This is a genomic window from Pseudomonas alcaligenes (assembly GCF_014490745.1).
GTDB lineage: Bacteria > Pseudomonadota > Gammaproteobacteria > Pseudomonadales > Pseudomonadaceae > Aquipseudomonas > Aquipseudomonas alcaligenes_C.
The window spans coordinates 4,545,271-4,569,330 of sequence record NZ_LZEU01000001.1 but is presented as its reverse complement, the minus strand read 5'-3'; the positions used below and the strand labels follow the sequence as shown (position 1 = coordinate 4,569,330).

Annotated in this window: 23 protein-coding genes and 1 pseudogene; 13 read left to right on the top strand and 11 right to left on the bottom strand. The window is 67.2% G+C overall.

From position 1 onward, the window contains the following. Nucleotides 1–6 precede the first annotated feature (6 nt). Nucleotides 7–927, bottom strand: a complete 921-nt coding sequence (locus tag A9179_RS20930) for an SdiA-regulated domain-containing protein (RefSeq protein ID WP_187808121.1) — start codon at nt 925–927, stop codon at nt 7–9. A gap of 96 nt (nt 928–1,023) precedes the next feature. On the opposite strand from A9179_RS20930, the gene A9179_RS20925 reads away from it, so the two are divergent. The 6 genes from A9179_RS20925 to A9179_RS20900 all read left to right on the top strand — a co-directional run bounded on the left by A9179_RS20925 (nt 1,024) and on the right by A9179_RS20900 (nt 7,202). Then, nucleotides 1,024–2,034, top strand: coding sequence for an AraC family transcriptional regulator (locus tag A9179_RS20925; RefSeq protein WP_187808120.1), 1,011 nt, complete (start codon nt 1,024–1,026; stop codon nt 2,032–2,034). 235 nt (nt 2,035–2,269) lie between these two features. Continuing rightward, a complete protein-coding gene (locus A9179_RS20920; protein ID WP_187808119.1) occupies nt 2,270–3,319 on the top strand; it encodes an ABC transporter ATP-binding protein in 1,050 nt (349 codons plus the stop codon). Then, entirely contained in the window at nt 3,316–4,227 is a 912-nt protein-coding gene (locus A9179_RS20915; RefSeq protein ID WP_187808118.1) for an ABC transporter permease, read from the top strand. The genes A9179_RS20920 and A9179_RS20915 overlap by 4 nt, the downstream gene beginning before the upstream one ends. Further along, the gene (locus A9179_RS20910) at nt 4,224–5,012 is read left to right on the top strand and encodes an ABC transporter permease (protein ID WP_187808117.1); all 789 of its coding nucleotides are present in this window, start codon (nt 4,224–4,226) and stop codon (nt 5,010–5,012) included. Before A9179_RS20915 ends, A9179_RS20910 begins: the two co-directional genes overlap by 4 nt. Before the next feature lie 29 nt (nt 5,013–5,041). Further along, nucleotides 5,042–6,085 (top strand): ABC transporter substrate-binding protein, encoded by a 1,044-nt coding sequence (locus tag A9179_RS20905; RefSeq protein WP_187808116.1) that lies wholly within the window; start codon nt 5,042–5,044, stop codon nt 6,083–6,085. Between the two features lie 82 nt (nt 6,086–6,167). After that, nucleotides 6,168–7,202 carry a histone deacetylase family protein gene (locus A9179_RS20900; RefSeq protein WP_187808115.1) on the top strand — a complete coding sequence of 345 codons (1,035 nt, stop codon included), beginning with the start codon at nt 6,168–6,170 and terminating at the stop codon, nt 7,200–7,202. 69 nt (nt 7,203–7,271) lie between these two features. Here A9179_RS20900 and A9179_RS20895 read toward each other — a convergent pair whose 3' ends face one another. The 3 genes from A9179_RS20895 to A9179_RS20885 form a co-directional block, all read right to left on the bottom strand. Next, complete coding sequence (locus A9179_RS20895) at nt 7,272–8,249, bottom strand: SdiA-regulated domain-containing protein (RefSeq protein ID WP_187808114.1); 978 nt, start codon at nt 8,247–8,249, stop codon at nt 7,272–7,274. Between the two features lie 120 nt (nt 8,250–8,369). After that, nucleotides 8,370–9,035 (bottom strand): fumarylacetoacetate hydrolase family protein, encoded by a 666-nt coding sequence (locus tag A9179_RS20890; protein ID WP_187808113.1) that lies wholly within the window; start codon nt 9,033–9,035, stop codon nt 8,370–8,372. 138 nt (nt 9,036–9,173) lie between these two features. Continuing rightward, on the bottom strand, nt 9,174–10,568 hold the full coding sequence (locus tag A9179_RS20885; protein ID WP_187808112.1) for an FAD-binding oxidoreductase: 1,395 nt from the start codon (nt 10,566–10,568) through the stop codon (nt 9,174–9,176). 187 nt (nt 10,569–10,755) lie between these two features. Between A9179_RS20885 and serA the strand changes: the two genes are divergently transcribed. After that, nucleotides 10,756–11,985, top strand: a complete 1,230-nt coding sequence (serA, locus tag A9179_RS20880) for a phosphoglycerate dehydrogenase (protein ID WP_187808111.1) — start codon at nt 10,756–10,758, stop codon at nt 11,983–11,985. A gap of 71 nt (nt 11,986–12,056) precedes the next feature. On the opposite strand, the gene A9179_RS20875 is transcribed toward serA, so the two are convergent. From A9179_RS20875 to A9179_RS20865, 3 genes are all read right to left on the bottom strand, one after another. Beyond that, nucleotides 12,057–12,488 (bottom strand): DUF4399 domain-containing protein, encoded by a 432-nt coding sequence (locus A9179_RS20875; RefSeq protein ID WP_187808110.1) that lies wholly within the window; start codon nt 12,486–12,488, stop codon nt 12,057–12,059. Nucleotides 12,489–12,557: 69 nt separating this feature from the next. After that, nucleotides 12,558–13,052 (bottom strand): 2-thiouracil desulfurase family protein, encoded by a 495-nt coding sequence (locus A9179_RS20870; protein ID WP_187808109.1) that lies wholly within the window; start codon nt 13,050–13,052, stop codon nt 12,558–12,560. Nucleotides 13,053–13,063: 11 nt separating this feature from the next. Further along, on the bottom strand, nt 13,064–13,672 hold the full coding sequence (locus A9179_RS20865) for a 2OG-Fe(II) oxygenase (RefSeq protein WP_187808108.1): 609 nt from the start codon (nt 13,670–13,672) through the stop codon (nt 13,064–13,066). Nucleotides 13,673–13,750: 78 nt separating this feature from the next. On the opposite strand from A9179_RS20865, the gene A9179_RS20860 reads away from it, so the two are divergent. Beyond that, complete coding sequence (locus A9179_RS20860; protein ID WP_187808107.1) at nt 13,751–14,479, top strand: DUF2059 domain-containing protein; 729 nt, start codon at nt 13,751–13,753, stop codon at nt 14,477–14,479. A 179-nt stretch (nt 14,480–14,658) separates the two neighbouring features. On the opposite strand, the gene bipL is transcribed toward A9179_RS20860, so the two are convergent. Continuing rightward, nucleotides 14,659–15,603, bottom strand: a complete 945-nt coding sequence (gene bipL, locus A9179_RS20855; protein WP_187808645.1) for a phospholipase BipL — start codon at nt 15,601–15,603, stop codon at nt 14,659–14,661. Nucleotides 15,604–15,713: 110 nt separating this feature from the next. Here bipL and A9179_RS20850 point away from each other — a divergent pair, with 110 nt between their 5' ends. Together A9179_RS20850 and A9179_RS20845 are read left to right on the top strand one after the other, a co-directional pair. After that, nucleotides 15,714–16,295, top strand: coding sequence for a DUF6436 domain-containing protein (locus A9179_RS20850; RefSeq protein ID WP_187808106.1), 582 nt, complete (start codon nt 15,714–15,716; stop codon nt 16,293–16,295). A gap of 108 nt (nt 16,296–16,403) precedes the next feature. Continuing rightward, nucleotides 16,404–17,903, top strand: coding sequence for a methyl-accepting chemotaxis protein (locus tag A9179_RS20845; RefSeq protein WP_187808105.1), 1,500 nt, complete (start codon nt 16,404–16,406; stop codon nt 17,901–17,903). On the opposite strand, the gene A9179_RS20840 is transcribed toward A9179_RS20845, so the two are convergent. Then, nucleotides 17,900–18,652: an NRDE family protein gene (locus A9179_RS20840; RefSeq protein WP_187808104.1), complete on the bottom strand. Its 753-nt coding sequence runs from the start codon at nt 18,650–18,652 to the stop codon at nt 17,900–17,902. The two genes, A9179_RS20845 and A9179_RS20840, sit on opposite strands and share 4 nt — an antisense overlap. Nucleotides 18,653–18,759: 107 nt before the next feature. On the opposite strand from A9179_RS20840, the gene A9179_RS20835 reads away from it, so the two are divergent. From A9179_RS20835 to A9179_RS20825, 3 genes are read left to right on the top strand one after another with little or no spacing between them, the layout of a single operon-like run. Next, entirely contained in the window at nt 18,760–19,542 is a 783-nt protein-coding gene (locus A9179_RS20835) for a sulfite exporter TauE/SafE family protein (protein ID WP_187808103.1), read from the top strand. A 9-nt stretch (nt 19,543–19,551) separates the two neighbouring features. Continuing rightward, nucleotides 19,552–20,349 carry a prolipoprotein diacylglyceryl transferase gene (gene lgt / locus A9179_RS20830; protein ID WP_187808102.1) on the top strand — a complete coding sequence of 266 codons (798 nt, stop codon included), beginning with the start codon at nt 19,552–19,554 and terminating at the stop codon, nt 20,347–20,349. Continuing rightward, nucleotides 20,349–21,143: a thymidylate synthase gene (locus tag A9179_RS20825; protein ID WP_187808101.1), complete on the top strand. Its 795-nt coding sequence runs from the start codon at nt 20,349–20,351 to the stop codon at nt 21,141–21,143. Before lgt ends, A9179_RS20825 begins: the two co-directional genes overlap by 1 nt. A 68-nt stretch (nt 21,144–21,211) precedes the next feature. On the opposite strand, the gene A9179_RS20820 is transcribed toward A9179_RS20825, so the two are convergent. Further along, the gene (locus tag A9179_RS20820; protein WP_187808100.1) at nt 21,212–22,609 is read right to left on the bottom strand and encodes a GTPase/DUF3482 domain-containing protein; all 1,398 of its coding nucleotides are present in this window, start codon (nt 22,607–22,609) and stop codon (nt 21,212–21,214) included. Continuing rightward, nucleotides 22,602–23,992: pseudogene (locus A9179_RS20815) on the bottom strand (DUF2868 domain-containing protein). Before A9179_RS20815 ends, A9179_RS20820 begins: the two are co-directional and overlap by 8 nt. Nucleotides 23,993–24,060 lie beyond the last annotated feature (68 nt).

The window sequence follows — 24,060 nt, the reverse complement described above, 5'->3', positions numbered from 1 at the left end:
CCCGTCCTACTGCGCCGCCTGTTTCTCGAACACGTAGAACAGGTTCGGCTCGCTGACCACATACAGGCGGTTATGGTCATCCATCGCTACCCCCTCGGCCTGCGGCACGCCCTCGCTCAGGCCGCTCTGACCGGCGAGCAGCGACAGGCTGCTGATCGGCCGCCCATCGGAGTTGATCTCCAGTACCAGGCGCGACTCGTCCGACAGCGCCAGCAGGTGCCCGGTGTGGCCGTCGTAGTCGAGGCTGGACAGGTCGCGCACGAACAGGCGGGCGTCGCGCTCCGGGTCGTCGACCACGTGCACGGCGAACGGCTTGTCCGGGTTGCTGTGCGGGAAACCGTGGATCTCGTAGATCTGCACCGGGTCGCGCTCCTTGGCGGCGAACAGGCGGTGGTTGGCGGCATCAAAGGCCAGGCCCTCGAAACCCTTGTTGCCGTTGCGACCGATGCCCAGGGACAGCTGCTCGGAGTCGGCGGCGTCGACGAAGGCGGTGTCCGCGCTGAGGTGCACGCGGAACAGGCGCTGCTCGCGCTCGTCGGTGACCACGTAGACATCGCGGCTGATGTACTCGATGGCCTCCGGGTCGCCGAAGCCGACGATGGGCACGCGGCGCAGCACGCGACCGTCGAGGGCCAGCTCGACGATCTCGGAGTTCTTGTTGGTCACGGTAAACAGGCTGCGCCGATCCGGATCGAAGGTCAGCGCCGAGACATCCCTGAGCCCCTCGATCGGCTGCGCCTGCACGGTGGCACGGTAGTCCGGCAGCCAGATCGACTTGTCGCGCCATTCGGCGGCGTGGCGCCATTCTTGCAGCATGAACAGACCCCGCTCGAACAGACGCCACTGCTGCGCGGCGATTGCCAGGGCAATCAGCAGCGCGCCAAGGAAGGCCAGCAGCAGGAGCGTGGGTTTGCTGAAAGGTCGCATAGGGAAATGTCTCGGGCTGAAGTCTGGCATCACAACAGGGCCAGCTGAATTGAAGCTTAACCGAGTTACCAATCGCCACTGGGAGGGCGAGGGGGCATGTCACTGTTACCGGAACAGCGCGTTTTAACCACCCTGCACACCGTTGCCATGGCCGTGCAGGCTCTGGGTCGTAGTGGCGTAGCGGCCGAGCAGGTGCTCGAGGGCAGCGGTATCGCGGCCGCCGAGCTGGCCAACCCCACCCGTCTGGTCAACCACGCCCAGGAGCTGCGGGTGCTGGCCAACGCCTATGGCTATAGCCGCGATGCCGCGCTGGGCCTGAGCCTGGGCAAGTGCATGCACGTCTCGGCCTACGGCATCCTCGGCTACACCATGCTCGCCAGTCGCACCCTGGGCCAGGCCCTGCAGCTGGCCATCGCCCACCCGGCGCTGCTCGGCACCTACTTCCAGCTCGAGCTGCAGGCCGTCGGCGACGAGGTGCAGCTGAGCGCCAGCGGTTATCGCTACGACCCCGCCATGGCGCTGTTCAACACCGAGCTGTGCCTGACTTCGCTGCTGACCGTGGTGCAGGATCTGCTCGGCGAGTCGGTGCGCCCGCGCCGCCTGCTGCTGGCCTATCCGGCGCCGGCGCATGCCGCCAGCTACGCCGAACGTCTCGGCTGCCCGGTGGAGTTCTCCGCCGGGCGCAATGCCCTGTGTTTCAACCCGTGCCTGCTGGAGCGTCCGCTGCCGCTGGCCGACCCGGTCAGCCACCAGCAGGGCCTGCAGCAGTGCATGCAGCTGGAGGCGCAGTTGCACAGCCGCCACGATCTGCGCGATCTGATTCGCCAGCAGCTGGCTGGAGACCTGACCGAATGCTCCACTTTGGAGCGTGTCGCGACCCGCCTGCACCGCTCCGAGCGCACCCTGCGCCGCCACCTGCAGCAGCTCAATACCAGCTTCCAGCTGCTGCTCGACGAGGTGCGCTACGACAAGGCGCGCCAGCTGCTGCTGACCACCGACCTGCCGATCTACCTGATCGCCGAGCAGCTCGGCTACAGCGAGACCGCCAGCTTCCGCCATGCCTTCCAGCGCTGGAGCGGCCTGGCGCCGAGCGAGCTGCGCCGCTAGACATTCCCCGCCGCCTGCACCGCGCCAGCCCGTAGCCGCTGGTGCAGCGGCGTGGGCGGCGTTCGGCCTGTGCTGCGGCTGCCGGGCGCAACTTGGCCGCAATTATCCCCTTTTGTCCGAAACTATCGTTCTGCGCCGCGCCTGGCGCTGCCTAGAATCAATCGCATGTCCCTTCCGGGTTTTCTGACTCCCCATTAATTACCAATAAAAACAATTGGTTAGGAGTTAATTGCGAATGACCTGCGCGATCTCGGTCGAATCCCTGAGCATGGAATTCGGCGCCTCCGGGCACGCCACCAAGGCGCTCGACGATATCTCCCTGGAGATCGGCGACAACGAGTTCTTCACCCTGCTTGGCCCGTCCGGCTGCGGCAAGACCACCCTGCTGCGCCTGATCGCCGGTTTCGAGCAGCCCAGCGCCGGGGTGATCCGCCTGTATGGCGAGCCGATGCAGGAGCTGCCGCCGTTTCGCCGCCCGGTCAACACGGTATTCCAGAGCTACGCGCTGTTCCCGCACATGACGGTGGCGCAGAACATCGGCTTCGGCCTGGAGATGCAGGGCAAGCCCAAGGCCGAGATCGCCGAGACGGTGCGGCGCATGCTCGAACTGGTGAAGCTGCCCGACGTCGGCAACCGCCGCGCCGACCAGCTCTCCGGCGGCCAGCAGCAGCGCATCGCCCTGGCTCGCGCGCTGGCCAGCCGGCCGCGGGTGCTGCTGCTCGACGAGTCGCTCTCCGCGCTGGACATGAAGCTGCGCAAGGAGATGCAGATCGAGCTCAAGCGCCTGCAGGCCGAGACCGGCATCACCTTCATCTTCGTCACCCATGACCAGGAAGAAGCGCTGACCATGAGCGACCGCATCGCGGTGATGAGCAAGGGGTGCATCCTCCAGGTCGGCACGCCCAACGAGATCTACGAAAGCCCGGTCAATCGTGCCGTGGCCGACTTCATCGGCGAGACCAACTTCCTCGCCGCCGATCCCTTCGCCGGCGGCGTGCGCCTGGCCGATGGCCAGCTGCTCAGCGTGCCGTGCGGGCAGACCACTCCGGTGACCCTGGCGATCCGCCCGGAGCGGGTGACGCTGAGCGAGTCCGGCAACCTGCAGGGCGAAGTGGAGGAGGTGGTCTACATCGGCACCGATACCCTGTACCTGCTCAAGGTCGCCGGCCAGTCCGGCTTCCGCGTGCGCCAGCAGAACCGCTGCGGCGCCCGCGAGGTGCTGGCGCGCGGCAGCAAGGTGGGCATCGAGGTGCCGGCCGCGGCCGTACGGGTGCTCACCGAATGAGCAGCCCACGCCTGCTTGCCGCCCGCCGCCAGGTTCTGCGCCGGCTGGGCCTGATCAGCCCGAGCATGCTGATGCTCGGCGTGTTCCTGCTGGCGCCGCTGGGCATCATGCTGCTGGTGTCGTTCCTCCAGGCCGGCGAATACGGCGGGGTGAAGTGGGGGCAGTACTCCACCGAGGCCTATGTCAGCTTCTTCTACGAGCGCGATTTCGACGACAGCCTGGTGTTCAACACCGACTACATCAGCATCTTCGAGCGCTCGCTGTGGCTGGCCCTGGGCACCACTGCCGGCTGCTTGCTGATCGGCTTTCCCACCGCGCTGTACCTGGCGCTGCAGAGCGAGAAGAAGCGCAACCTGCTGATGCTGCTGGTCACTGTGCCGTTCTGGACCAACCTGCTGGTGCGCGTCTACGCTTGGATGCTGCTGCTGCGTAACGGCGGGCTGGTGGACGGCTTCCTCGGTTTCTTCGGCGTGCCGGAAGGCTCGCTGGGCATTCTCTACAGCGACTGGGCGGTGATGATCGGCCTGCTCTACACCTTCCTGCCGTTCATGGTGCTGCCGATCTACACCAGCCTGGAGAAGCTCGACTGGCGCCTGGTGGAGGCCGCCTTCGACCTCGGCGCCAACCGCTTCCAGGCGCTCAAGCGGGTGATCCTGCCGCTGGCGCTGCCGGGCATGCTGGCCGGCACCACCCTGGTGTTCATCCCGGCGCTGGGCAACTACATCATTCCCGAGCTGCTCGGTGGCGGTAAGTCGCTGATGATCGGCAACCTGGTGCAGCTGCAGTTCGGCTCGGCGCACAACTGGCCGCTCGGTTCGGCGCTGGCCTTCGCCCTGTTCAGCCTGGTGCTGCTGGCCCTGCTGGGCAATGCCCTGCGTCAGCGTAACCAGGCGGAGGTACGCGTATGAACCTGCAGGGCTCGCTGTGGCGCTTCACCGGTGTGCGGCCGATGGCCTGGCTGTTCTTCGCCTTCCTCTATATCCCGATCATCGTGCTGGTGGTGCTGAGCTTCAACGGCGGCCAGTCGGCGACTCTGTGGGATGGTTTCAGCCTGAAGTGGTACAGCGTGGTGGCGAATGACGCGGAGATCGTCCGCGCGGCGAAGAACTCGCTGACCGTGGCCTGCCTGGCCACGCTGATCGCCACCTGCCTGGCGACCCTGGCGGCGCTCGGCATGCACGGCCCGCGCTTCCGTGGCCAGGGCCTGCTGCAGGGCATTCTCGGCCTGCCGCTGCTGGTGCCGGACATCGTCTGCGCGGTGGCGATCCTGATGTTCTTCGCCTTTATCGGCCTCAAGCTGTCGCTGTTCACCATCCTTATCGCGCACATCGTGTTCTGTACGCCGTTCGCCTACATGCCGATCCGCGCCCGCCTGCAGGGCATGGATCCGCGCCTGCTGGAGGCCGCCGCCGACCTGTACGCCTCGCCCTGGCGGGCGTTCTGGAAGATCAGCTTCCCGCTGCTGATGCCGGGGATTCTGTCCGGGGCGATGCTGGCCTTCATCATCTCGATGGACGACTTCGTCATCACCTACTTCGTTGCCGGGGCCGGCTCGACCACCCTGCCGATCTACATCTTCAGCTCTATTCGCATGGGTATATCGCCGAAGATCAATGCGATTTCCTCGATCATCCTCGTGCTTTCGATTCTGTTCGTCGTGCTGTCGTACTACCTCGGCCAGCGCAAGCGCTGAGCCCCACAACAATCGCAAGGAGCCAGACCATGATTCGTCGTACCCCGCTCGCGCTTTCCGTTGTGCTCGCCATGGGCCTGTCCGGCGCGGCCCAGGCCGCCGGCAGCCTGAACTTCGCCAACTGGTCGGACTACTACCCGCCGGAGCTGCTGAAGAAGTTCGAGGCCGACACCGGCATCAAGGCCACCCTCGACGCCTACGACTCCAACGAGACCCTGCTGGCCAAGCTCAAGGCCGGTGGCGGCAACTACGACGTGGTGGTGCCGTCGGACAGCTTCATCCAGATCATGGTGCAGGAAGACCTGCTGCAGAAGTTCGACAAGAGCAAGCTGCCGAACATGGCCAACCTGGCGCCGACCTTCCAGAAGCTCGACTACGACCCGGCCCACGACTACAGCGTGCCCTACCTGTGGGGCACCACCGGCTACAGCTATGACAGCGCCCAGGTGCCGGGCGGCAAACTGGACGAGAGCTGGGGCCCGTTCTTCGCCCCGCCGGCCGAGTTGAAGGGCAAGGTGGTGGCGCTCAACTCGATGGATGACCTGTTTCCGCCGGCGGCCTTCTACCTGGGCGTCGACCGCTGCACCGAAGACCCACAGGACATGAAGAAGGTGATGGAGCTACTGCTCAAGCAGAAGCCCATGCTGGCCATGTACAACAGCGACGGCACCATCGAGCGCATGGCGGCCGGTGAAGTGGCCATGCACCAGCAGTGGAACGGCGCCTTTCACCGCGCCAAGGAGCAGCGCGGCTCGCTGGTCTATGTCTATCCGAAGGAAGGCATCTCCACCTTCATCGACAACTTCGTGATTCCCAAGGGCGCCACCAACGTGGCCGAGGCCCATGTGTTCATCAACTGGATGATGCAGCCGGAGAACATCGCCGCCGCCTCCAACTTCGCCAAGTACCACAACGCCATCGCCGGCTCCGAGAAGTTCATGGACAAGGCGCTGTTCGATGACCCGGCGATCAACACCCCGGCCGACAAGCTCGACCGTCTGCGCCCGTTCAAGCTCTGCTCGCCGAAGTCCCTGGCGCTGCGCAGCAAGGTCTGGACCAAGCTGAAGAAATAAGCCGCAACCTCGGGAGGCGCCTGGCCGCCTCCCGCTTTTTTCCTGCCATACACGGGCTCCAGTGGAGTCCGGGGAGTTTTGCATGCTGACGATTTATAGCGACGACCATCACCTGCACCACGGCAAGTTCGAACTGATCGATGGCCAGCTCACCCCCTGCTTCGAGAAGCCCAGCCGCGCCGACATGGTGCTGGCGCGGGCGCAGAAGGTGAACCTGGGGGGCGTGGCGGCGCCGCGCGAATTCGGTCTGGAGCCGATCCTGCGCGTCCACGACAGCGGCTTCGTGCATTTTCTCAAGGGCGCCTGGGCCGAATGGCAGGCCATGGGCCGCGACTACGACATGCTGCCGTTCACCTGGCCCAACCGCCGCCTGCGCCAGACCATCCCGGACTGCATCGACGGCAAGTTCGGCTACTACAGCTTCGACGCCGGCGTACCCATCACCGCCGGCACCTGGCAGGCGGTGAGCAGCTCGGTGAACGTGGCGCTGACCGGCCAGGCCGAGCTGGCCAAGGGCGCGCGCGGGGTGTTCTCGCTGTGCCGGCCGCCAGGCCACCACGCCGCCGCCGACTATATGGGCGGCTACTGCTACTTCAACAACGCCGCCATCGCCGCCCAGGCCTGCCTGGATCAGGGCGCCGCGCGGGTGGCCATCCTCGATGTCGACTACCACCACGGTAATGGCACCCAGGACATCTTCTACGACCGCGCCGACGTGCTGTTTACCTCGATCCACGGCGATCCGCGCTTCGAGTATCCGTTCTTCCTCGGCTATGCCGACGAGAAGGGCGTGGGCGTGGGCGAGGGCTTCAACTTCAACTACCCGCTGGCTGCCGGCAGCGACTGGTCGGTGTGGAGCCTGGCCCTGGCCGCCGCCTGCCGGCAGATCGCTGCCTACGGCCCGGATGTGCTGATCGTGTCGCTGGGAGTGGATACCTTCAAGGAAGACCCGATCTCCCAGTTCAAGCTGGACAGCCCGGACTACCTGCGCATGGGCGAGACCATCGGCAAGCTTGGCCTGCAGACCCTGTTCGTCATGGAAGGTGGCTATGCGGTGGAGGAGATCGGCATCAACGCGATCAACGTGCTGCAGGGCTTCGACAGCGTCCAGGCATGAGGCCTGGGTGACTGGCCAGGTTCCCCGCTCTGCACCGACTCAGGTGAAGGGCGGGGCGCTGCGATCCGCTTAGCGGGCCACCAGGCCGCGGATGTGCAGCATGCTGTGGGTGAAGCCGAGGTCGGCCTGGTGTGCCGCTTGGGCGTCGCCCTTGCGGAACACGTAGAACAGATTCGGCTCGCTGACCATGTAGATGGTGCCTTCCTCGTCCATGGCTACGCCTTCGGCACGCGGGATGCGCTTGTCCAGGCCGTTCATGCCGCCGAGCAGGCTGATGAAGCTCAGCGGCTGGCCGTGCTCATCCAGTTCCAGCAACAGGTTGGACTGCGCCGACAGCACCAGGATGTGCCCGGTGCGCGGGTCGACGCTGAGGGCCGACAGGTTGCGCATCCCCAGGCCGTAATCGGGCAGTGGCTGCAGGGCGGCGCCGAGATGCTGGTTGCCGTCGCTGCTGAGGCTGAACATGGCAGTGGGTTCGCGCTCCTTGCCCAGCAGCAGGCGACCCTGCGCCGGATCCCAGGCGATGCCTTCGAAGCCCTTGTTGCCGGAATCGGGGAAGCCCAGGTCGAAGGGGTGGGCGTCGGCCAGGTTGAGTTCGCGGGTCAGTGGATCCAGCTCGAAAATCGACAGGCTGCGCTTGCGCTCATCGGTCACCGCGATATTGCCGTTTTCCAGCACCGCCACTCCTTCCGGGTTGGCGAAGCCTTTCAGGGCGATGCGCCGCAGCACTTCGCCGGTACGGCTCAGTTCCACCAGCATGGGAGTCTTGCCGGTGACGGTGAACAGGGTGCCGGTGACCGGGTTATAGGCCAGATCCGAAGCTTCGTCGTTTTCCAGGCCGGCCAGCGGTTTGCCCTGCAGGGTGACGTGGTAGCCGGGCAGCCAGATACTGGCCACGCGCTCGGCGTTCGGCAGGCTGTGCTCCTTGAACCAGAGCAGGGCACGGTCATCCCAGTGCAGGTAATTGACGGTGGCGGCCGATGCGGCCAGCAGCACGGTCAGGCTCAGGGATAACCAGGAACGGCGCAGGCGGGCGGAAAAGGGCATCGGGGCGGCTCGATTGGCACGAGTCCCTGAGACTACTCGGCTCGAGTGAAAGTTCTGTGAAATGGCCGTGAAGGCAATGTCCCCACTCCGCCCCTTCCGCTGGGGGGAGCGGGGACTCTATCACAGTACTCGGCTGGCGAAACTTTCCTGACCGCCCAGGGCAATTTCCAGGCTGTCGCCGCTGTGCAGCGGGCCGACGCCGACCGGGGTGCCGGTGGAGATCACGTCGCCTGGCTGCAGGCTGAAGTGCCCGGCGATGTGCTGGATCAGGCCGATGATCGGGTTGAGCATGTCGCGGCTGTTGCCGTCCTGGCGCACTTCGCCGTTGATCGACAGGCGGATGCCGATGTCGGCCAGGTCGGCGTAGGCATCGCCGGCGACGAACGGTGCCAGCACATAGGCGCCGTCGAAGGACTTGGCCAGCTCCCAGGGCAGGCCCTTTTCCTTGAGCTTGGCCTGCACGTCGCGCAGGGTCAGGTCGAGGGCCGGGGCAAAGCCGGAAATGGCATCGCGCACTTCTTCCACCGAGGGTTTCTTCGACAGCGGCTTGCCGATCAGCACGGCGATTTCCGCCTCGTAGTGCACCACGCCGCGATCCTGCGGAATGGCGAAGCCGTCGTTCAGCGGCACGGTGCAGCTGCCGGGCTTGATGAACAGCAGCGGCTCGGCCGGGATCGGGTTGTTCAGCTCCTTGGCATGCTCGGCGTAGTTACGGCCGACGCAGACCACCTTGCCCAGGCTGAAGTGGATCGGCGTGCCATCGATGTACTGGTGCTGGTAGCTCACGGGCCACTCCTCGGATAAGGCGTTGATTCCCTCTCCCTCCGGGAGAGGGTCAGGGTGAGGGCGCCTCAGGCGGCCTGGTGTGGCCTGGCAATCCCTCACCCCCGGCCCCTCTCCCATGGGGGGAGGGGAGCTAAAGGCTCAGAGCGGGAAAATCTTGCCCGGGTTCATGATCCCGTTCGGGTCGAACACCTGCTTGATCGCCTTCATGTAGCCGATCTCGGCCTCGGAGCGGCTGTAGTGCAGGTAGTCGCGCTTGGTCATGCCCACACCGTGCTCGGCGCTGATCGAGCCGTTGTACTTCTGTACGGTCTCGAACACCCACTGGTTGACGATGGCGCACTTGGCGAAGAACTCGTCCTTGGACAGGTTTTCCGGCTTGAGGATGTTCAGGTGCAGGTTGCCGTCGCCGATGTGGCCGAACCAGATGACTTCGAAGTCCGGGTAGTTTTCCCCGACGATGCGGTCGATATCGTGGAGGAAGGCCGGCACCTGGCCCACGGTGACCGAGATGTCATTCTTGTACGGCGTCCAGTGGCTGATGGTCTCGGAGATGTACTCGCGCAGCTTCCACAGGTTCTGCAGCTGCTGCTCGCTCTGGCTCATCACTCCGTCGACCACCCAGCCCTGCTCGACGCAGTGCTCGAAGGTGGCCAGGGCCTGCTCGGCGACTTCCTCGGTGGTGGCCTCGAATTCCAGCAGGGCATAGAACGGGCAGTCGGTCTCGAAGGCCGGCGGCACGTCGCCGCGGGCCATGATCTTGGCCAGGGCCTTGTCCGAGAAGAATTCGAAGGCGGTCAGGTCGAGCTTGTTCTGGAAGGCATGCAGCACCGGCATGATCGAGTCGAAGTCCGGGGTGCCGAGCACCATGGCGGTGAGGTTCTTCGGCGCGCGCTCCAGGCGCATGGTGGCTTCGACCACGAAGCCCAGGGTGCCTTCGGCGCCGATAAACAGCTGGCGCATGTCGTAGCCGGTGGCGTTCTTGATCAGGTCGCGGTTCAGCTCGAGCAGCTCGCCGGTGCCGGTGACGACCTTCAGGCCGGCCACCCAGTTGCGGGTCATGCCGTAGCGAATGACCTTGATCCCGCCGGCATTGGTGCCGATGTTGCCGCCAAGTTGGCTGGAGCCGGCGGAAGCGAAGTCCACCGGGTAGTACAGGTTCTTGTCTTCGGCGAACAGTTGCAGCTGCTTGGTCACCACGCCCGGCTGGCAGACCACGGTGCGGTCGAACTCGTTGAATTCGAGGATCTGGTTCATGTAGTCGAAGGCCACTACCACTTCGCCATTGGCGGCGACGGCGGCGGCGGACAGACCGGTGCGGCCGCCCGACGGCACCAGGGCGATCTTGTGTTCGTTGGCCCAGCGGACGATGGCCTGCACCTGCTCGATGGTCTTGGGGAAGACGATGGCGGACGGTGCCGGGGCGAAGTGTTTGGTCCAATCCTTGCCGTAGGCATTCAGGGAGTCGGCATCGGTGAGCACTTTGCCGGGCTCGACCAGGGTCTTCAGCACTTCGATCAGGGCAGGATTGGTCATCTGGGGAACTCTCAAACAATTCATGGTCACCCTGAGCACGCTTCATCGGCCAGGGGTGGGTGTTTCGCGGGGCTCGTATGCTAGCATACGCCCCCCGTGAATCGTGCCCCCGCACCGATCTGCGGGCCCGGTCAGCAACGCCGCTGACGCTTTTCCTGACACTATTCGTGGGACAACAGGTACTCCGATGAGCAAGACCTCTCTCGACAAGAGCAAGATCAAGTTCCTTCTGCTGGAAGGCGTGCACCAGAATGCCGTCGACACCCTGAAGGCCGCCGGTTACAGCAACATCGAGTACCTCAAGGGCGCGCTGTCGGATGACGAGCTGAAAGAAAAGATCGCCGACGCCCACTTCATCGGTATCCGCTCGCGCACCCAGCTGACCGCCGAGGTCTTCGACTGTGCCAAGAAGCTGGTCGCCGTTGGCTGCTTCTGCATCGGTACCAACCAGGTCGACCTGAATGCCGCTCGCGAGCGCGGCATCGCCGTGTTCAACGCCCCGTATTCCAACACCCGCTCGGTTGCCGAGCTGGTTCTGGCCCAGGCCATCCTGCTGCTGCGCGGCATCCCCGAGAAGAACGCCTCCTGCCATCGCGGTGGCTGGATCAAGTCGGCGGCCAACTCCTTCGAAATCCGCGGCAAGAAGCTGGGTATCGTCGGTTACGGCTCCATCGGCACCCAGCTCTCCGTGCTGGCCGAAGCCCTGGGCATGCAGGTGTTCTTCTACGACACCGTGACCAAGCTGCCGCTGGGCAACGCCACCCAGGTGGGCAACCTGCACGAGCTGCTGGGCATGGCCGACATCGTCTCCCTGCACGTGCCGGAACTGCCGTCCACCCAGTGGATGATCGGTGAGAAGGAAATCCGCGCCATGAAGAAGGGCGGCATCCTGATCAACGCCGCCCGCGGCACCGTGGTCGAGCTGGAGCACCTGGCCGCCGCGATCAAGGATGAGCACCTGATCGGCGCTGCCATCGACGTGTTCCCGGTCGAACCCAAATCCAACGACGAAGAGTTTGAGAGCCCGCTGCGTGGCCTGGATCGCGTGATCCTGACCCCGCACATCGGTGGTTCCACCGCCGAAGCCCAGGCCAACATCGGCCTGGAAGTGGCCGAGAAGCTGGTCAAGTACAGCGACAACGGTACTTCCGTCTCGTCCGTCAACTTCCCCGAAGTGGCCCTGCCGGCGCACCCGGGCAAGCACCGCCTGCTGCACATCCACGAGAACGTGCCGGGCGTGATGAGCGAGATCAACAAGGTGTTCGCCGACAACGGCATCAACATCTCCGGCCAGTTCCTGCAGACCAACGAGAAGGTCGGCTACGTGGTGATCGACGTCGACGCCGAGTACTCCGACCTGGCCCTGGAAAAACTGCAGCACGTCACCGGTACCATCCGCAGCCGCGTTCTGTTCTAAGAGCCGCGCACTGCAAGAAAAAGGGAGGCTTCGGCCTCCCTTTTTCGTTTCCGTTTGCTAGGTCGAGCCGCTTATTTCACGGTGATGCTGATCTTTTCCGAAATCACCGGCGGATCGAGCGGCACGTGGTTCTTGTCGCCGATCAGCAGCTGCAAAGTGTGCTTGCCGGGCGACAGGGTGATTTCGGTTTCGGTCTGGCCCTTGCCGAAGTGGCGCACCTGGTCGTTCATCGGCAGCGGCATGTCCATCGCCGGCAGTTCCGTGCCATCCACCAGCAGGTGATGGTGGCCGGTGGCGGGCATGTCGACTCCGGCCGGGGCCACGCCCATGCCCTTGAGGCCGAACTTGACGGTGAAGGTCTGGCCGACCGTGGCGCCGTCGAGTGGTTCGATGAAGTACACCTGGGCGCCGGCCGGGGCTGCCGTGCGCGGCATTTCCGCCAGGGCGGCGAGCGGGGTGATGGCAAACAGGGCAGCGAGGGCAAGCGGGCGCAGAGAGGTCATGGCAGGTTCCTTTCGGGGGTGTCCAGCACTGACCTTAGGTGAAGCGGCGGGTTCCGTGGCGCCAGCCGATCAGCTGCCCTGTTCCAGGCGCGCCAGCTCGGCGGCGGCCTCGGCCAGCTGGGTTTCGTTGAACACCCTGACCCCGTTGCGGCGCAGCAGGGCGGCGGTGACCCCTTCGCCCGCGACCAGGTTGCCGCTGAAGCTGCCGTCGTAGTTCTGCAGGTTGCCGCAGGACGGGCTGCGTGCCTTGAGCACGGCGACGCGCAGGCCGTGCTGCCGGGCCAGACGCAGGGCGATCTCGGCGCCGGCGACGAACTCGGCGGTGACATCCATGCCTAGGTCGGTCAGCACCGGTCGACTGCCATCGAGTACCTGCACGCCCTGACCGCCAGGAATCTCCGCTGGCGGGCGCGGGGTTGGCAGGCCGCCGGCCACTTCCGGGCACAGGGCGACGATGCGCCCCTCGTCCTGCCACTGCTGCAGCAGGTCGTACGGGCCGTGGGCGCCACCGTCGTAGCGCACCTTGTGGCCGAGCAGGCAGCGGCTGACCAGCAGCTTTTCCATGTTGCTCTCCTCTAGCGCCGGCGGAACCAGCCGGTCAGTGACAGGCGTTCGCGGGTGGCCGGCAGTACTTCGTGGGGCAGCTCGGCGGAGATGAACAGTACCAGGCGGCCGGCGCAGGGCAGCAGATCCTGCGGCGCGCCGTCGCCCGGGTAGATGCGCAAGGCGCCGCCCTGTGCGGCCTGCCAGTCGTCATTGAGGTAGAACACCGCCGACAGGGTGCGCCGGTCGTCGTCGCGGAAGCGATCCAGGTGTTTCTGGTAGAAGGCGCCGGGCGGATACAGGGCGAAGTGGCTCTCGTAGTCCTCCAGGCCCAGGTAGAGCGCCTGGTTGAGGGCCTGGCGCAGGGCGTCCATGGCCGCCAGGTACTGGTCGCAGGCCGGCTGCTGACCCACTTCCAGCCACTCGATGCGGTCGCCGCGGACGCCTTCGCGCACGGCCAGGGCCTGGCCGCGACCGACGCCGGCGGGCGCCAGGGCACCACGTTGCGCACGGGCACGGCACTCTTCGGCCAGTTCGAGGGTCAGAGTCTGGGGCAGAAAATTGTCCAGCTGCGACCAGCCACGGGTGGCCAGGTCGTCGATGATCTGCGGCAGCTGCTGGGTGAGAAGGTCGTTGTGCATGCCGCGATTCTATCAGTGCCGCGCCTCGACAAGGCCAGCGGTGGCCCCGACAATAGCCGCGCCAGACAGGAGTTCTTCATGCGTTTCGTTCTTGCTTGCTTCATGCTGCTGTGCAGCTTCACTGCCATGGCCGACGATTATCAGCGCCTGTACCAGGCCGCCGGCTGGCCGGAGCAGAACGCGCATTTCGCCGATGCCCTGGCCGGTGCCCAGCAGCGCTACAGCAAGAGCCTGCCGCCAGCGGTGTATCAGGCGCTGGTGGACAACAGCAATCGCCGCTTCGCCCCGCAGGCCATGGAGCAGCGCAGCCAGGCGGCGCTGCGCGGGAAGCTGGCCAATCCGCAGGCGGCGCTGCGCTTCTTCGACTCGCCACTGGGGCGCAAGATTGTTGCCGCCGAGACCCGGGCCACCCGCCGCGATCAACTGGCCCAGCATGCCAACGGCCTGCCGCGCACCGACGCCGATGCCACCCGGCGCCTGCTGATCCGCCATCTGGCCCAGGCCCTGCCGGCCAAGGAAGCCGGCGCCGAGGTCAGTCTGGCCCTGGCCGGGGTAGCGGCCGACAGCCTGAGTTCGATGGTGCCCGGCCTGTTCGGCGGCGAGCAGGCCCAGGCCCTGGTGCAGGGCCAGCGCGAGCGCCTGATGGCGCAGATCGAGGGTGATATCGACAACACCCTGCTGCATGTCTACCGCGAGCTGTCCGATCCGGAGCTGGAAGAGTTCACCACCTTCGCCGAATCCGCCGACGGCAAGGCCTACTACCAGGCCGCCCTGGCCTCGCTGCGCGCCGGTCTGGCCGCGCAGTAGAGTCTTTCACTGCGCTGAGCAGCTGCGTTGTGTCGGGCCACTGCAGGATTTTTAAGCCCGTCATCCCCGCGTAGGCGGGGATCCAGCGGGCGTAATTCCACGCACTGCTTATCTCGGTTTTGGCTGAAGCTTCTCTGGGGCCCCGCCTGCGCGAGGACGACGGAGTGGGGGTAGTGGGCCTACCTGAGTCGCTCGCTGAGAAAGGCGAAGTAGCGCTGGCGGATCGCCGCGCTTTCGTTGGCCAGATGATGCTTGGCGCCGGGCAGATGCAGAATCTGCGGCTGGTCGAACTTGTCCTGCAGCACCTTCAGGTTGTGCCGCCAGTCCACCGTCATGTCCGCATCGCCCTGCACCACCAGCGGTTGCAGCGGGCTGCGCGGCGCCGCCTCGAGGCGTGGAATCCACCTGGCCAGGGCGCCGACCCAGGCGGTCGGCAGGGTACGCGGCTGCAGCGGGTCGCGGTGCTGGACGAAGTCGAGGAACTCCGTGTCGCCGGAGTTGGCCGAGAAGCGCCGGGGAATTTCCGCCTTGAACGGGCTCAGCAGGTGGTAGCTGAGCTTGCTCATGGCCCAGGCGCGCGGGCGCACCAGCGGCGCCAGGAGAATGCAGGCGCCGGGCTCGGGGCGCGGTTGGCCGAGCAGCAGGAAGTCCAGCAGGATCGCCCCGCCGGTGCTCTGCCCGCACAGGTGCCAGGGTTGCGGCAGGTCGAGGCTGGCAGCCTCGGCGAACAGCCCCTGCAGGGTGCGCTGGTAGGCGGCGAAGTCGTCGATGCTGGCCCGGGCTCCCTCGGACAGGCCATGGCCGGGCAGGTCGCAGGCCAGCACGGCGAGGTTCTCGCCCAGCGCCCAGTCGATCACGTGGCGGTACAGGCCCATATGGTCGTAGTAGCCGTGCAGCAGGATCAGCGTGGCCTTGGGCGCGGCCGGCTGCCACAGCTGGCTGACGATGCGCAGGCCGTCCACCGTGAAGCAGCCCAGGCGGCTGCGCAGCCCCGGGTGGCGCGTGCCCAGATCCAGGCCGTAATGGCGCTGGTAGGCCAGCTGTTCGGCACTGGGCGGCAGGCTGGAGGCGGCCAGGGGCAGCAGTTCGGCACACAGGCGTTCGGCCTGGAAAGGCTCCGGCATCAGGCTGGGCATGGCGGTCATGGCAGGGCTCGGCAAGGCGTTCAGGCTGTGGATATTCAGCTGCGGCGGCCGTCGTGGCAAGCTATGCGCCCGCCATTCGACTGTCCGCCATGCCTGCCTCGCGCCGCAAGACCCTTCTCGCCAGCCTGCTTGCCGTTCTCTGGCTGGCGGCCATGCTGGCCGCCTACTGGTGGTTCGAGGTGCGCTACATCCGCCCGTTCGCCGACCAGGCCACCCTGTTCTCCGGGGCCGAGCTGCGCCTGCCGGACGAACTGGCCGGGCCGGGGCCGATTCGCGTGGTGCACTTCTGGGATCCGGCCTGCCCGTGCAATGTCGGCAACCAGCAGCACCTCGGCGAGCTGCTGCAGACCTACGTGCCGCGCGGCGTCGCGTTCTATGCCGTGCAGAAGCCCGGCAGCCACGGGCGCCTGCCGGACAACCTGCAGGCGCTCAAGCCGCTGGCCGAGCTACCCGGCAGCACCGGCCTGCCGGCCAGCCCGGCGGTGGCGATCTGGGATCGCGACGGCCGCCTGGCCTACTTCGGCCCCTACAGCGAGGGGGCGCTGTGCACCTCCAGCAACAGCTTCATCGAGCCGATCCTCGAGGCCCTGAGCGCCGGCCGGCCGGTGCGCGCCGAGAGCAACCTGGCGGTCGGCTGCTTCTGTCCCTGGGCGGATGGCGAGCGGGATTGAGCTGGGCTTGCGGCGCTAGCCAGGGTCTTCTTAAGTTGTACAATTAGTATATTCTGTACAACTATCTGCAACGCCTGCTCAGGATGAGCCCTTGCCCGGGACGCCGCCATGAGCCACTCCGCCTTTACCCTCGATGGTCATTACCGCAAAGCCGACCGCATCATGCTCGGCGTGCTCTGGCTGATGTTCCTCTATGCCCTCGGCCTGGCTGCCTGGCATGACCGCTGGCTGCAGGCGCTGCTGGTGGGCGGTGGCACGGTGCTGACCCTGACCCTGCTCAACCAACTGATCGCCGGCCGGCGCTTGATGCGCTGCTGCATGGCGGCGGCGTTCATGGTCATGTCGGCGCTGCACATCAACCTGGCCAGCGGCACCGCCGAGATCCACTTCGGCATCTTCGTCTTCCTCGCTTTTCTGGTGTACTACCGCGACTGGCTGCCGATCGTGGTCGCGGCCGGGCTGATTGCGGTGCATCACCTGGTGTTCTTCGCCCTCCAGCAACAGGGCGCCGGAGTCTTCGTGATCCGCGACGGCACCTGGCCGGTGGTGTTCCTGCATGCCTTCTACGTGGTGCTGGAGAGCGCCATCCTCATCTACCTGGCGCTCCAGGCCTACGCCGAGGCCCGCGAGGGCGAGGCGCTGATGCAGGTGGTCGCCTACCTCACCGAGCACGAGGATCGCGTCGACCTGCGCCATCGCAGCCAGGCCAGTGGCCCGCTGGCCAAGCGCCTCAACCATTTCCTCGGCCTGCTCGACGAACTGGTCAGCGAGGTGGTCGGCGATACCCGCGGCCTCAGCGGGACGGCCGACAGCCTGGGCCAGGCCACCCGCCAGTTGCGTGACGGCGCGGCGCGCCAGCTGGACGAGACCGCCTACATGGCCAGCGCCATGCAGCAGATGAGCGGCGCCATCAACGAAGTGGCCGGGCATGCCGAGCGCGCCGCGCAGACGGCGCGCGCGGCCAATGGCCGGGCCGCCGATGGCAGCACGGCGGTCAGCGGTACGCGCAACGAGATCGTGCGCCTGGCCGAGCGCATCGATGGCACCGATCAGGAAGTGCAGGATCTGGCCCGCCAGTCGGAACAGATCGGCCGGGTGCTGGAGGTGATCCGCACGATCGCCGAGCAGACCAACCTGCTCGCCCTGAATGCCGCCATCGAGGCGGCGCGCGCCGGCGACCAGGGCCGCGGCTTCGCCGTAGTGGCCGACGAGGTGCGCAACCTGGCGCAGAAGACCGCCGCCTCCACTGCCGAGATCCAGGACATCATCGGCCGCCTGCAGCACGGCAGCCGCCAGGCCGCCAGCGCCATGCAGGACAGCCGGCAGAGCGTGGCCCGCTGCGTCGAGGACAGCCGGCGCACGGCCGAGCTGCTGGAAGTGGTGGCCGAGGAGATTGCCGCGATCAGCCAGATGAACGAGCTGATCGCCGCCGCTACCCATGAGCAGTCGGCTGTCAGCGGCGAGGTCAGCGAGCACCTTGGCAGTGTGCAACAGGTGGCCGAGCGCAATGCCGGCGACGCCGGCATGCTGGATAGCGAGAGCGCCCGTCTGCGCGACCTGGCCCGGCGCCTGGGCGGCCTCAGCGCGCGCTTCGCGGTGAGCGACTAGGCGGGCAGGCGTACCTGCGTTTCGCCGCAGGTCTGGCCGCTGCTGTCGTAGCTGCGCTCGACCAGTTCCACCCGGCCATCGGCGCCGAGCAGCAGGGCGCTGCTGGCGCAGGTGCCGTAGCCCGGGCCGACGATGAAGATGCTCGACAGCAGCAGTTCCCAGTCCACGCCGATACCGGTATCCGGCAGCAGCACCCGGGGCGGCTGGCTGCGGTCGCGCAGCAGTTCCAGCAGGGCATGCGGCTGGGCATCGTCGAGGGCTTCGGCAAGGTAGGCGGTGGCGCGCAGCACCTTGGGCCAGGGCGTGTCCAGGTCGGCGTTGGACAGGCCGTAGAGGCCGGCCTCCAGCTGCCGCGGCTGGCCCTCGTCGGAGTTGAAGAAGTACAGCGCGTGGCGATCGCCCAGCAGCAGGTTGAAGCCGCTGTACTGGTCGAGCCGCCCGCAGACCTGGCTGAGGTAGTCCAGCGGCGTCAGCTGGCCGCGCAGGAAGTCCACCGGCAGCTCGCCGCGCGAACGCGGGCCCTGGGTCTGGCGCGGGTCGCGGATATTGGTGAGGGCGGCGAAGCGCCCGTCGGCGCTTACCCCGAGCCAGGTGCCGCCGGCCTGCAGGTCGCGCCCGGCATACACGCCCGGTGCATCCGGCCACTCGGCCAGGGCCTGGCTGGGGCGGTTGTAGAACTCGTCGCGGTTGGCCGCCAGCACCAGCGGCTGTGGGTGGCCGGGGCGCCAGGCGAAGACGATCAGGCACATGGAGCGGGTTCCTTGGCAGGGTGGGGCGAGCCTACTGCATCCGTCGCCGCAAGTGGAGGCCGGCCACGCCATCCGTTACCATGCCGGCTTCGTTTGTGGGGGTGTCGATGGAATTTCTGCTCTATCTGCTGCTGGGGGCGGCGGCTGGCGTGCTGGCCGGTCTGTTCGGCGTCGGTGGCGGAATCATCATAGTGCCGGTGCTGGTATTCAGCTTCACCGCCCAGGGCTTCGACCCGGCCGTGCTGACCCACCTGGCGGTAGGCACCTCGCTGGCCACCATCATCTTCACCTCGATCAACTCGGTGCTCGAGCACCAGCGCAAGGGCGCCGTGCTGTGGCCGGTGTTCATCTGGATGGCGCTGGGCATCCTGCTCGGCGCCGGGCTCGGTGCGCTGACCGCGGCGGCCATCCAGGGGCCGATGCTGCAGAAGATCATCGGCGTGTTCGCCATCGTCATCGCCATCCAGATGGGCCTGGGCCTGAAACCCAAGGCCAGTCGCGCTGTCCCAGGCAAGCCCGGGCTGACCGGCGCGGGCGTGGTGATCGGCTGGGCCTCGGCGATCTTCGGTATCGGTGGCGGCTCGCTGACCGTGCCGTTCCTGACCTGGCGCAGCGTGCCCATGCAGCAGGCGGTGGCGACTTCCTCGGCCTGTGGCCTGCCGATCGCGGTGGCCAGTGCCCTCAGCTTCATGCTGCTGGGCTGGAACGAAGCGCATCTGCCGCCGTGGAGCCTGGGCTTCGTGTACCTGCCGGCGATGCTCGGCATTGCGCTGACCAGCATGATTTTCGCCCGTTTTGGCGCGCGCCTGGCGCACCGCCTGCCGGCCCATGTACTGAAACGTCTGTTCGCCCTGCTGCTGCTCTGCGTGGGCGTCAGCTTCCTGATTTAAGGAGTTGTGATGCTGGCTTATCCCCAGATCAATCCGGTGGCCCTCGACCTGGGCTTCCTGCAGATCCACTGGTACGGCCTGATGTACCTGGTCGGCATCGGTGGTGCCTGGTTCCTCGCCAGTCGCCGACTGGCCGAGTTCGACCCGAGCTGGAGCAAGGACAAGCTCTCCGACCTGGTGTTCTGGGTGGCCATGGGGGTGATCCTCGGCGGGCGCCTGGGCTACGTGCTGTTTTACGACCTGCATAGCTACATCGCCGAGCCGCTGCGCGTGCTGCAGGTGTGGAAGGGCGGCATGTCGTTCCACGGCGGGCTGATCGGGGTGATCCTCGCCACCCTGTGGTTCGGCAAGCGCAACAACAAGGGCTTCTTCGAGCTGATGGACTTCATCGCCCCGCTGGTGCCGATCGGCCTGGGTGCCGGGCGCATCGGCAACTTCATCAACGCCGAGCTGTGGGGCAAGGTCACCGATGTACCCTGGGCCATGGTCTTCCCCAACGGCGGGCCGCTGCCGCGCCACCCGTCGCAGCTGTACCAGTTCGCCCTCGAGGGCGTGGCCCTGTTCCTGATCCTCTGGGCCTTCTCGCGCAAGCCGCGCCCGACCATGGCGGTGTCCGGCCTGTTTGCCCTGTGCTACGGCATCTTCCGCTTTATCGTCGAGTTCGTCCGGGTGCCGGATGCCCAGCTCGGTTATCTGGCCTTCGGCTGGCTGACCATGGGCCAGCTGCTGTGCCTGCCGATGATCCTCGGCGGCCTGGGCCTGATGGTCTGGGCCTACCGTCGCCAATCCGTCCAGGGAGCCGCGTGATGCAACAGTACCTCGACCTGATGCGCCTGGTGCGCGAGACCGGCACCTTCAAGAGCGACCGCACCGGCACCGGCACCTACTCGGTGTTCGGCCACCAGATGCGCTTCAACCTGGCCGACGGCTTCCCGCTGGTGACCACCAAGAAGTGCCACCTGAAGTCGATCATTCACGAGCTACTGTGGTTTCTCCAGGGCGACACCAACATCAAGTACCTGAAGGACAACGGCGTGCGCATCTGGGACGAGTGGGCCGACGAGAACGGCGACCTCGGCCCGGTGTACGGCTACCAGTGGCGCAGCTGGCCGGCACCCAACGGCGAGTCGATCGACCAGATCAGCAAGCTGCTCGAGATGATCAAGAGCAACCCGGACTCGCGGCGCCTGATCGTCTCCGCCTGGAACCCGGCGCTGGTGGATGAGATGGCCCTGCCGCCGTGCCACACCATGTTCCAGTTCTATGTCGCCGAGGGGCGCCTGAGCTGCCAGCTGTACCAGCGCTCGGCCGACATCTTCCTCGGCGTGCCGTTCAACATCGCCAGCTACGCCCTGCTCACCCTGATGATCGCCCAGGTCTGCGGCCTGCAGCCTGGCGACTTCGTCTGGACTGGCGGCGACTGCCACCTGTACGCCAACCACATCGAGCAGACCGACCTGCAGCTGACCCGCCAGCCGCTGCCGCTGCCGACCATGCAGCTCAACCCCGAGGTGAAGGATCTGTTCGCCTTCAAGTTCGAGGACTTCGAGCTGCAGAACTACCAGGCTCATCCGCATATCGCTGCGCCGGTAGCCGTCTAAGGCTGGCGCAGCCTAGGTCACGACTGAAGCGCCCGGGGCGGGTCATTCCACCCCGGGCGTTTTTCTGTTCAGCGTTGCTCGCTGTCGCGCGCGGGCGCGGCGGCCAGTTCGCCGCTCAGGCGCTCGACCTGGGTCTGGCGCTCGGCCTGCTCCAGGCGTGCGCCGGGATTCAGCGATGACCATTCGGGGTGGGCGCGGGCCTTGCGCAGGGGCTCGGGCAACTTGTCCTCGCGCCAGCTCTTGTCCTGCGGGTTATCCAGGCGGATTGCCGAGGTCGCCGCATGGCCGCGGGCGCCGAGGGCGGCCAGCAGCTGGCGCTGGCGCAGGGCGAGCAGGCGCAGCACCGGGTCGTCCACGCTCAGTTCGCGCCGCCCCTGGAGCTTGCCGAGCAGGCGCCCGCCATAGCTGCGCACGGTCTGCAGGCCGCCGCCGGCCAGCGCGCCGAGCACCGTTGCGGCGCCCAGGCTGAGGCCGCCGACCAGCAGGTCGACGCCGGCGCCGGCTGCCGCCCCGGCGGCCATGCCGCTGCCGACGCGGATGCCCAGCTGGCGCAGGGTTTCCGGGTTGAACAGGTCGTCGCCCCAGCGCCCGTCCAGCAATGGCAGCTCGCCGGCGCTGGCGTCGTCCGGGTGGAAGGCATACAGGCGCAGCAGCGCCTCCACGCATTGCTGTTCGCGCTGGCGTACGGCCTGGTGCAGGGCGGCGATCTCGGCCTGTTCCTGCGCCGCCTGGGTGGCGACGCTACGGCGGCAGGCAGCGCAGTCGAGCAGCAGCTCGGCGATCAGCCGGGCGCCGGCCTGATGCCGCGCCGCGGCCTGTTCCTCGTGATCGGCGATCAACTGCTGCAGCTGCGGGCGGGCGCGCTCCAGTAGCAGGGCCAGGCTTTCGTACAGGCGCCGCTCGCCGTCCTGCGGCGGCGCCACCGTGTCGAAGCACACCAGCGCATGCAGGCCCAGGCGGGCCAGGGCGTCGCGCCACTCGGCCTCGCGCTGGCTGGGGCTGGCACTGAAGTTGAGGATCGGCAGCAGCGGCTTGCCGCAGTCGGCCAGCACCGCCAGTTCGTCCTTGTACTTGGCCAGCACCGGCTCGCGGGCATCGATCACATACAGGCCGGCGTCGCTGGCCAGCAGCTGGCGCAGAACCTTGGCTTCCTGCTCGAAGCGCTGGCGCGCCTCGCTGCCATCGAGGAAGCGGGCCAGCCGTGCCGGGCCGTCCAGCCGTTCGCCGGGACGTTCCAGCTGTTCCAGGTGGGCGAGCAGGGCGATGGCGTCTTCCAGACCGGGGGTGTCGTACAGCTCCAGCAGGGCGCTGCCGGCCACCGACAGGCGTGCGCCCTCGACATGGCGGGTGGTGCTGGGGCGGTGCGAAACCTCGCCGAAGTCGCGGTCGCGGGTCAGGGTACGCAGCAGCGAGGTCTTGCCGACGTTGGTGTGGCCGACCACGGCCAGTTTCAGCGGTTTAATCATGGCCGTGCTCCAGCCAGGCCAGCGGCGCGCTGTCGGCCCAGGCCAGTTGCAGCTGCGCCAGGGCGCTGTGCCAGTCGCCCAGGCGCTGGCTGTCGAGGGCCTCGCCGGGCGGTGGCGGCAGCAGCCAGATGCGTGTGGCGGCGGCGCAGCGGGCCAGCTCGCCGAGCAGCGCCAGGGTGCCGCGATCCGGCGAGCGGCGCGGGTCGAGGGCCACGGCCAGGCGGGCCGGCGGGAAACGGGTCAGTTGTTCCAGCAGGTGCTGGCGCTGCTCGCGGCTGTCCAGCACGCCGGCATTGGCGACGCCGCCGGGCAGGGCTGGTGGCCAGGGCCGCTGCGGTTCCAGTTCGATCGCCACCAGCAGCGCGCCGCTGCTGGTGCCCTGGGCCTGGCTGCCAGCGCTGGCCTGCACCAGGCTCGGCGGCGCTGCATCGATCACACCGAGGCGCTCGCTGGTTGGCTGCAGGCGCTCGGCCAGCAGGCGGTAACCCGGCAGCCTGAGGTCGAGCTGCAGGCGCGTGCTGCCATGCTGCCAGCGCCACAGGCACAGCAGCAGGAGCAGGGCGCGCGGCAGCAGGCCGAACACCAGCAGCACGCCGAGCAGCCAGCCGGCCCAGGCATGCCGGGCCGCCTCGCTGGCCAGGGCGGCATTGCCGCTGGCGCGGATGGTCGCCACGTCGGGCAGCGGGAAGCCGAGCAGGGCCGGCAGGCTGCCGAGGGCCTGGGTCAGGGTGACGAAGCTGTCGCTGCCGAGCAGGGTGGTTTCCCAGACGAAGCCATAGCGACGGGTGCTGAGCAGGAGCAGCAGCATCAGCCCGGCGCTGAGCAGGGCCAGCAGCCACAGACCGTGCACCAGCAGGCCGAGCAGCCAGCGATTGAGTCGCCGGCGTTGCAGCAACAGCAGCAGGGCCGGGGCAAGCTGGGCGGCGCGGGCGTCACGCGCCAGTTTCTCGCTGAGCCACAGCCACAGGCGGCCGAGGCTGGCGCCGGAGTCGCCGGCCAGCAGCAGGCCGAGGGCCCAGCCGAGCAGCAGAAGCAGGTGCAGGCCGAGCAGGCTGCCCAGGGCCCAGAACACATTGACCGGCTGGTGGCCGTCGCCCAGGGCGGCCAGGGCCAGGCCGGCACCAGCAGCAGGCCGAGAGCCAGGCGCGCACCCTGTAGCCAGTGCTGCAGGGCCTGCAGCTGGCCGTCGCGACGGGCGAGGAACAGCGCGCGGGCCTCGATGCGTCCGCTCAGTTCGGTACTGGCCTGGCGCGCCAGGCGGTTGGCTTCGGTGTCTTCCAGGGGGCCGGCGTGCTCCTCGCGCAGGCGCAGGCTCTCGCACAGCCAGAGACGCTGCAGGCGCGGAAGTGGAGCGGGCGAGCTGTCGGTCACGCGCGATTCCATTGGCGAGTCGAGGGGCAAGCATAACTCCTGCAAGCGGCATCGGGAAAAACCCGGGTTGTAGGGCACCA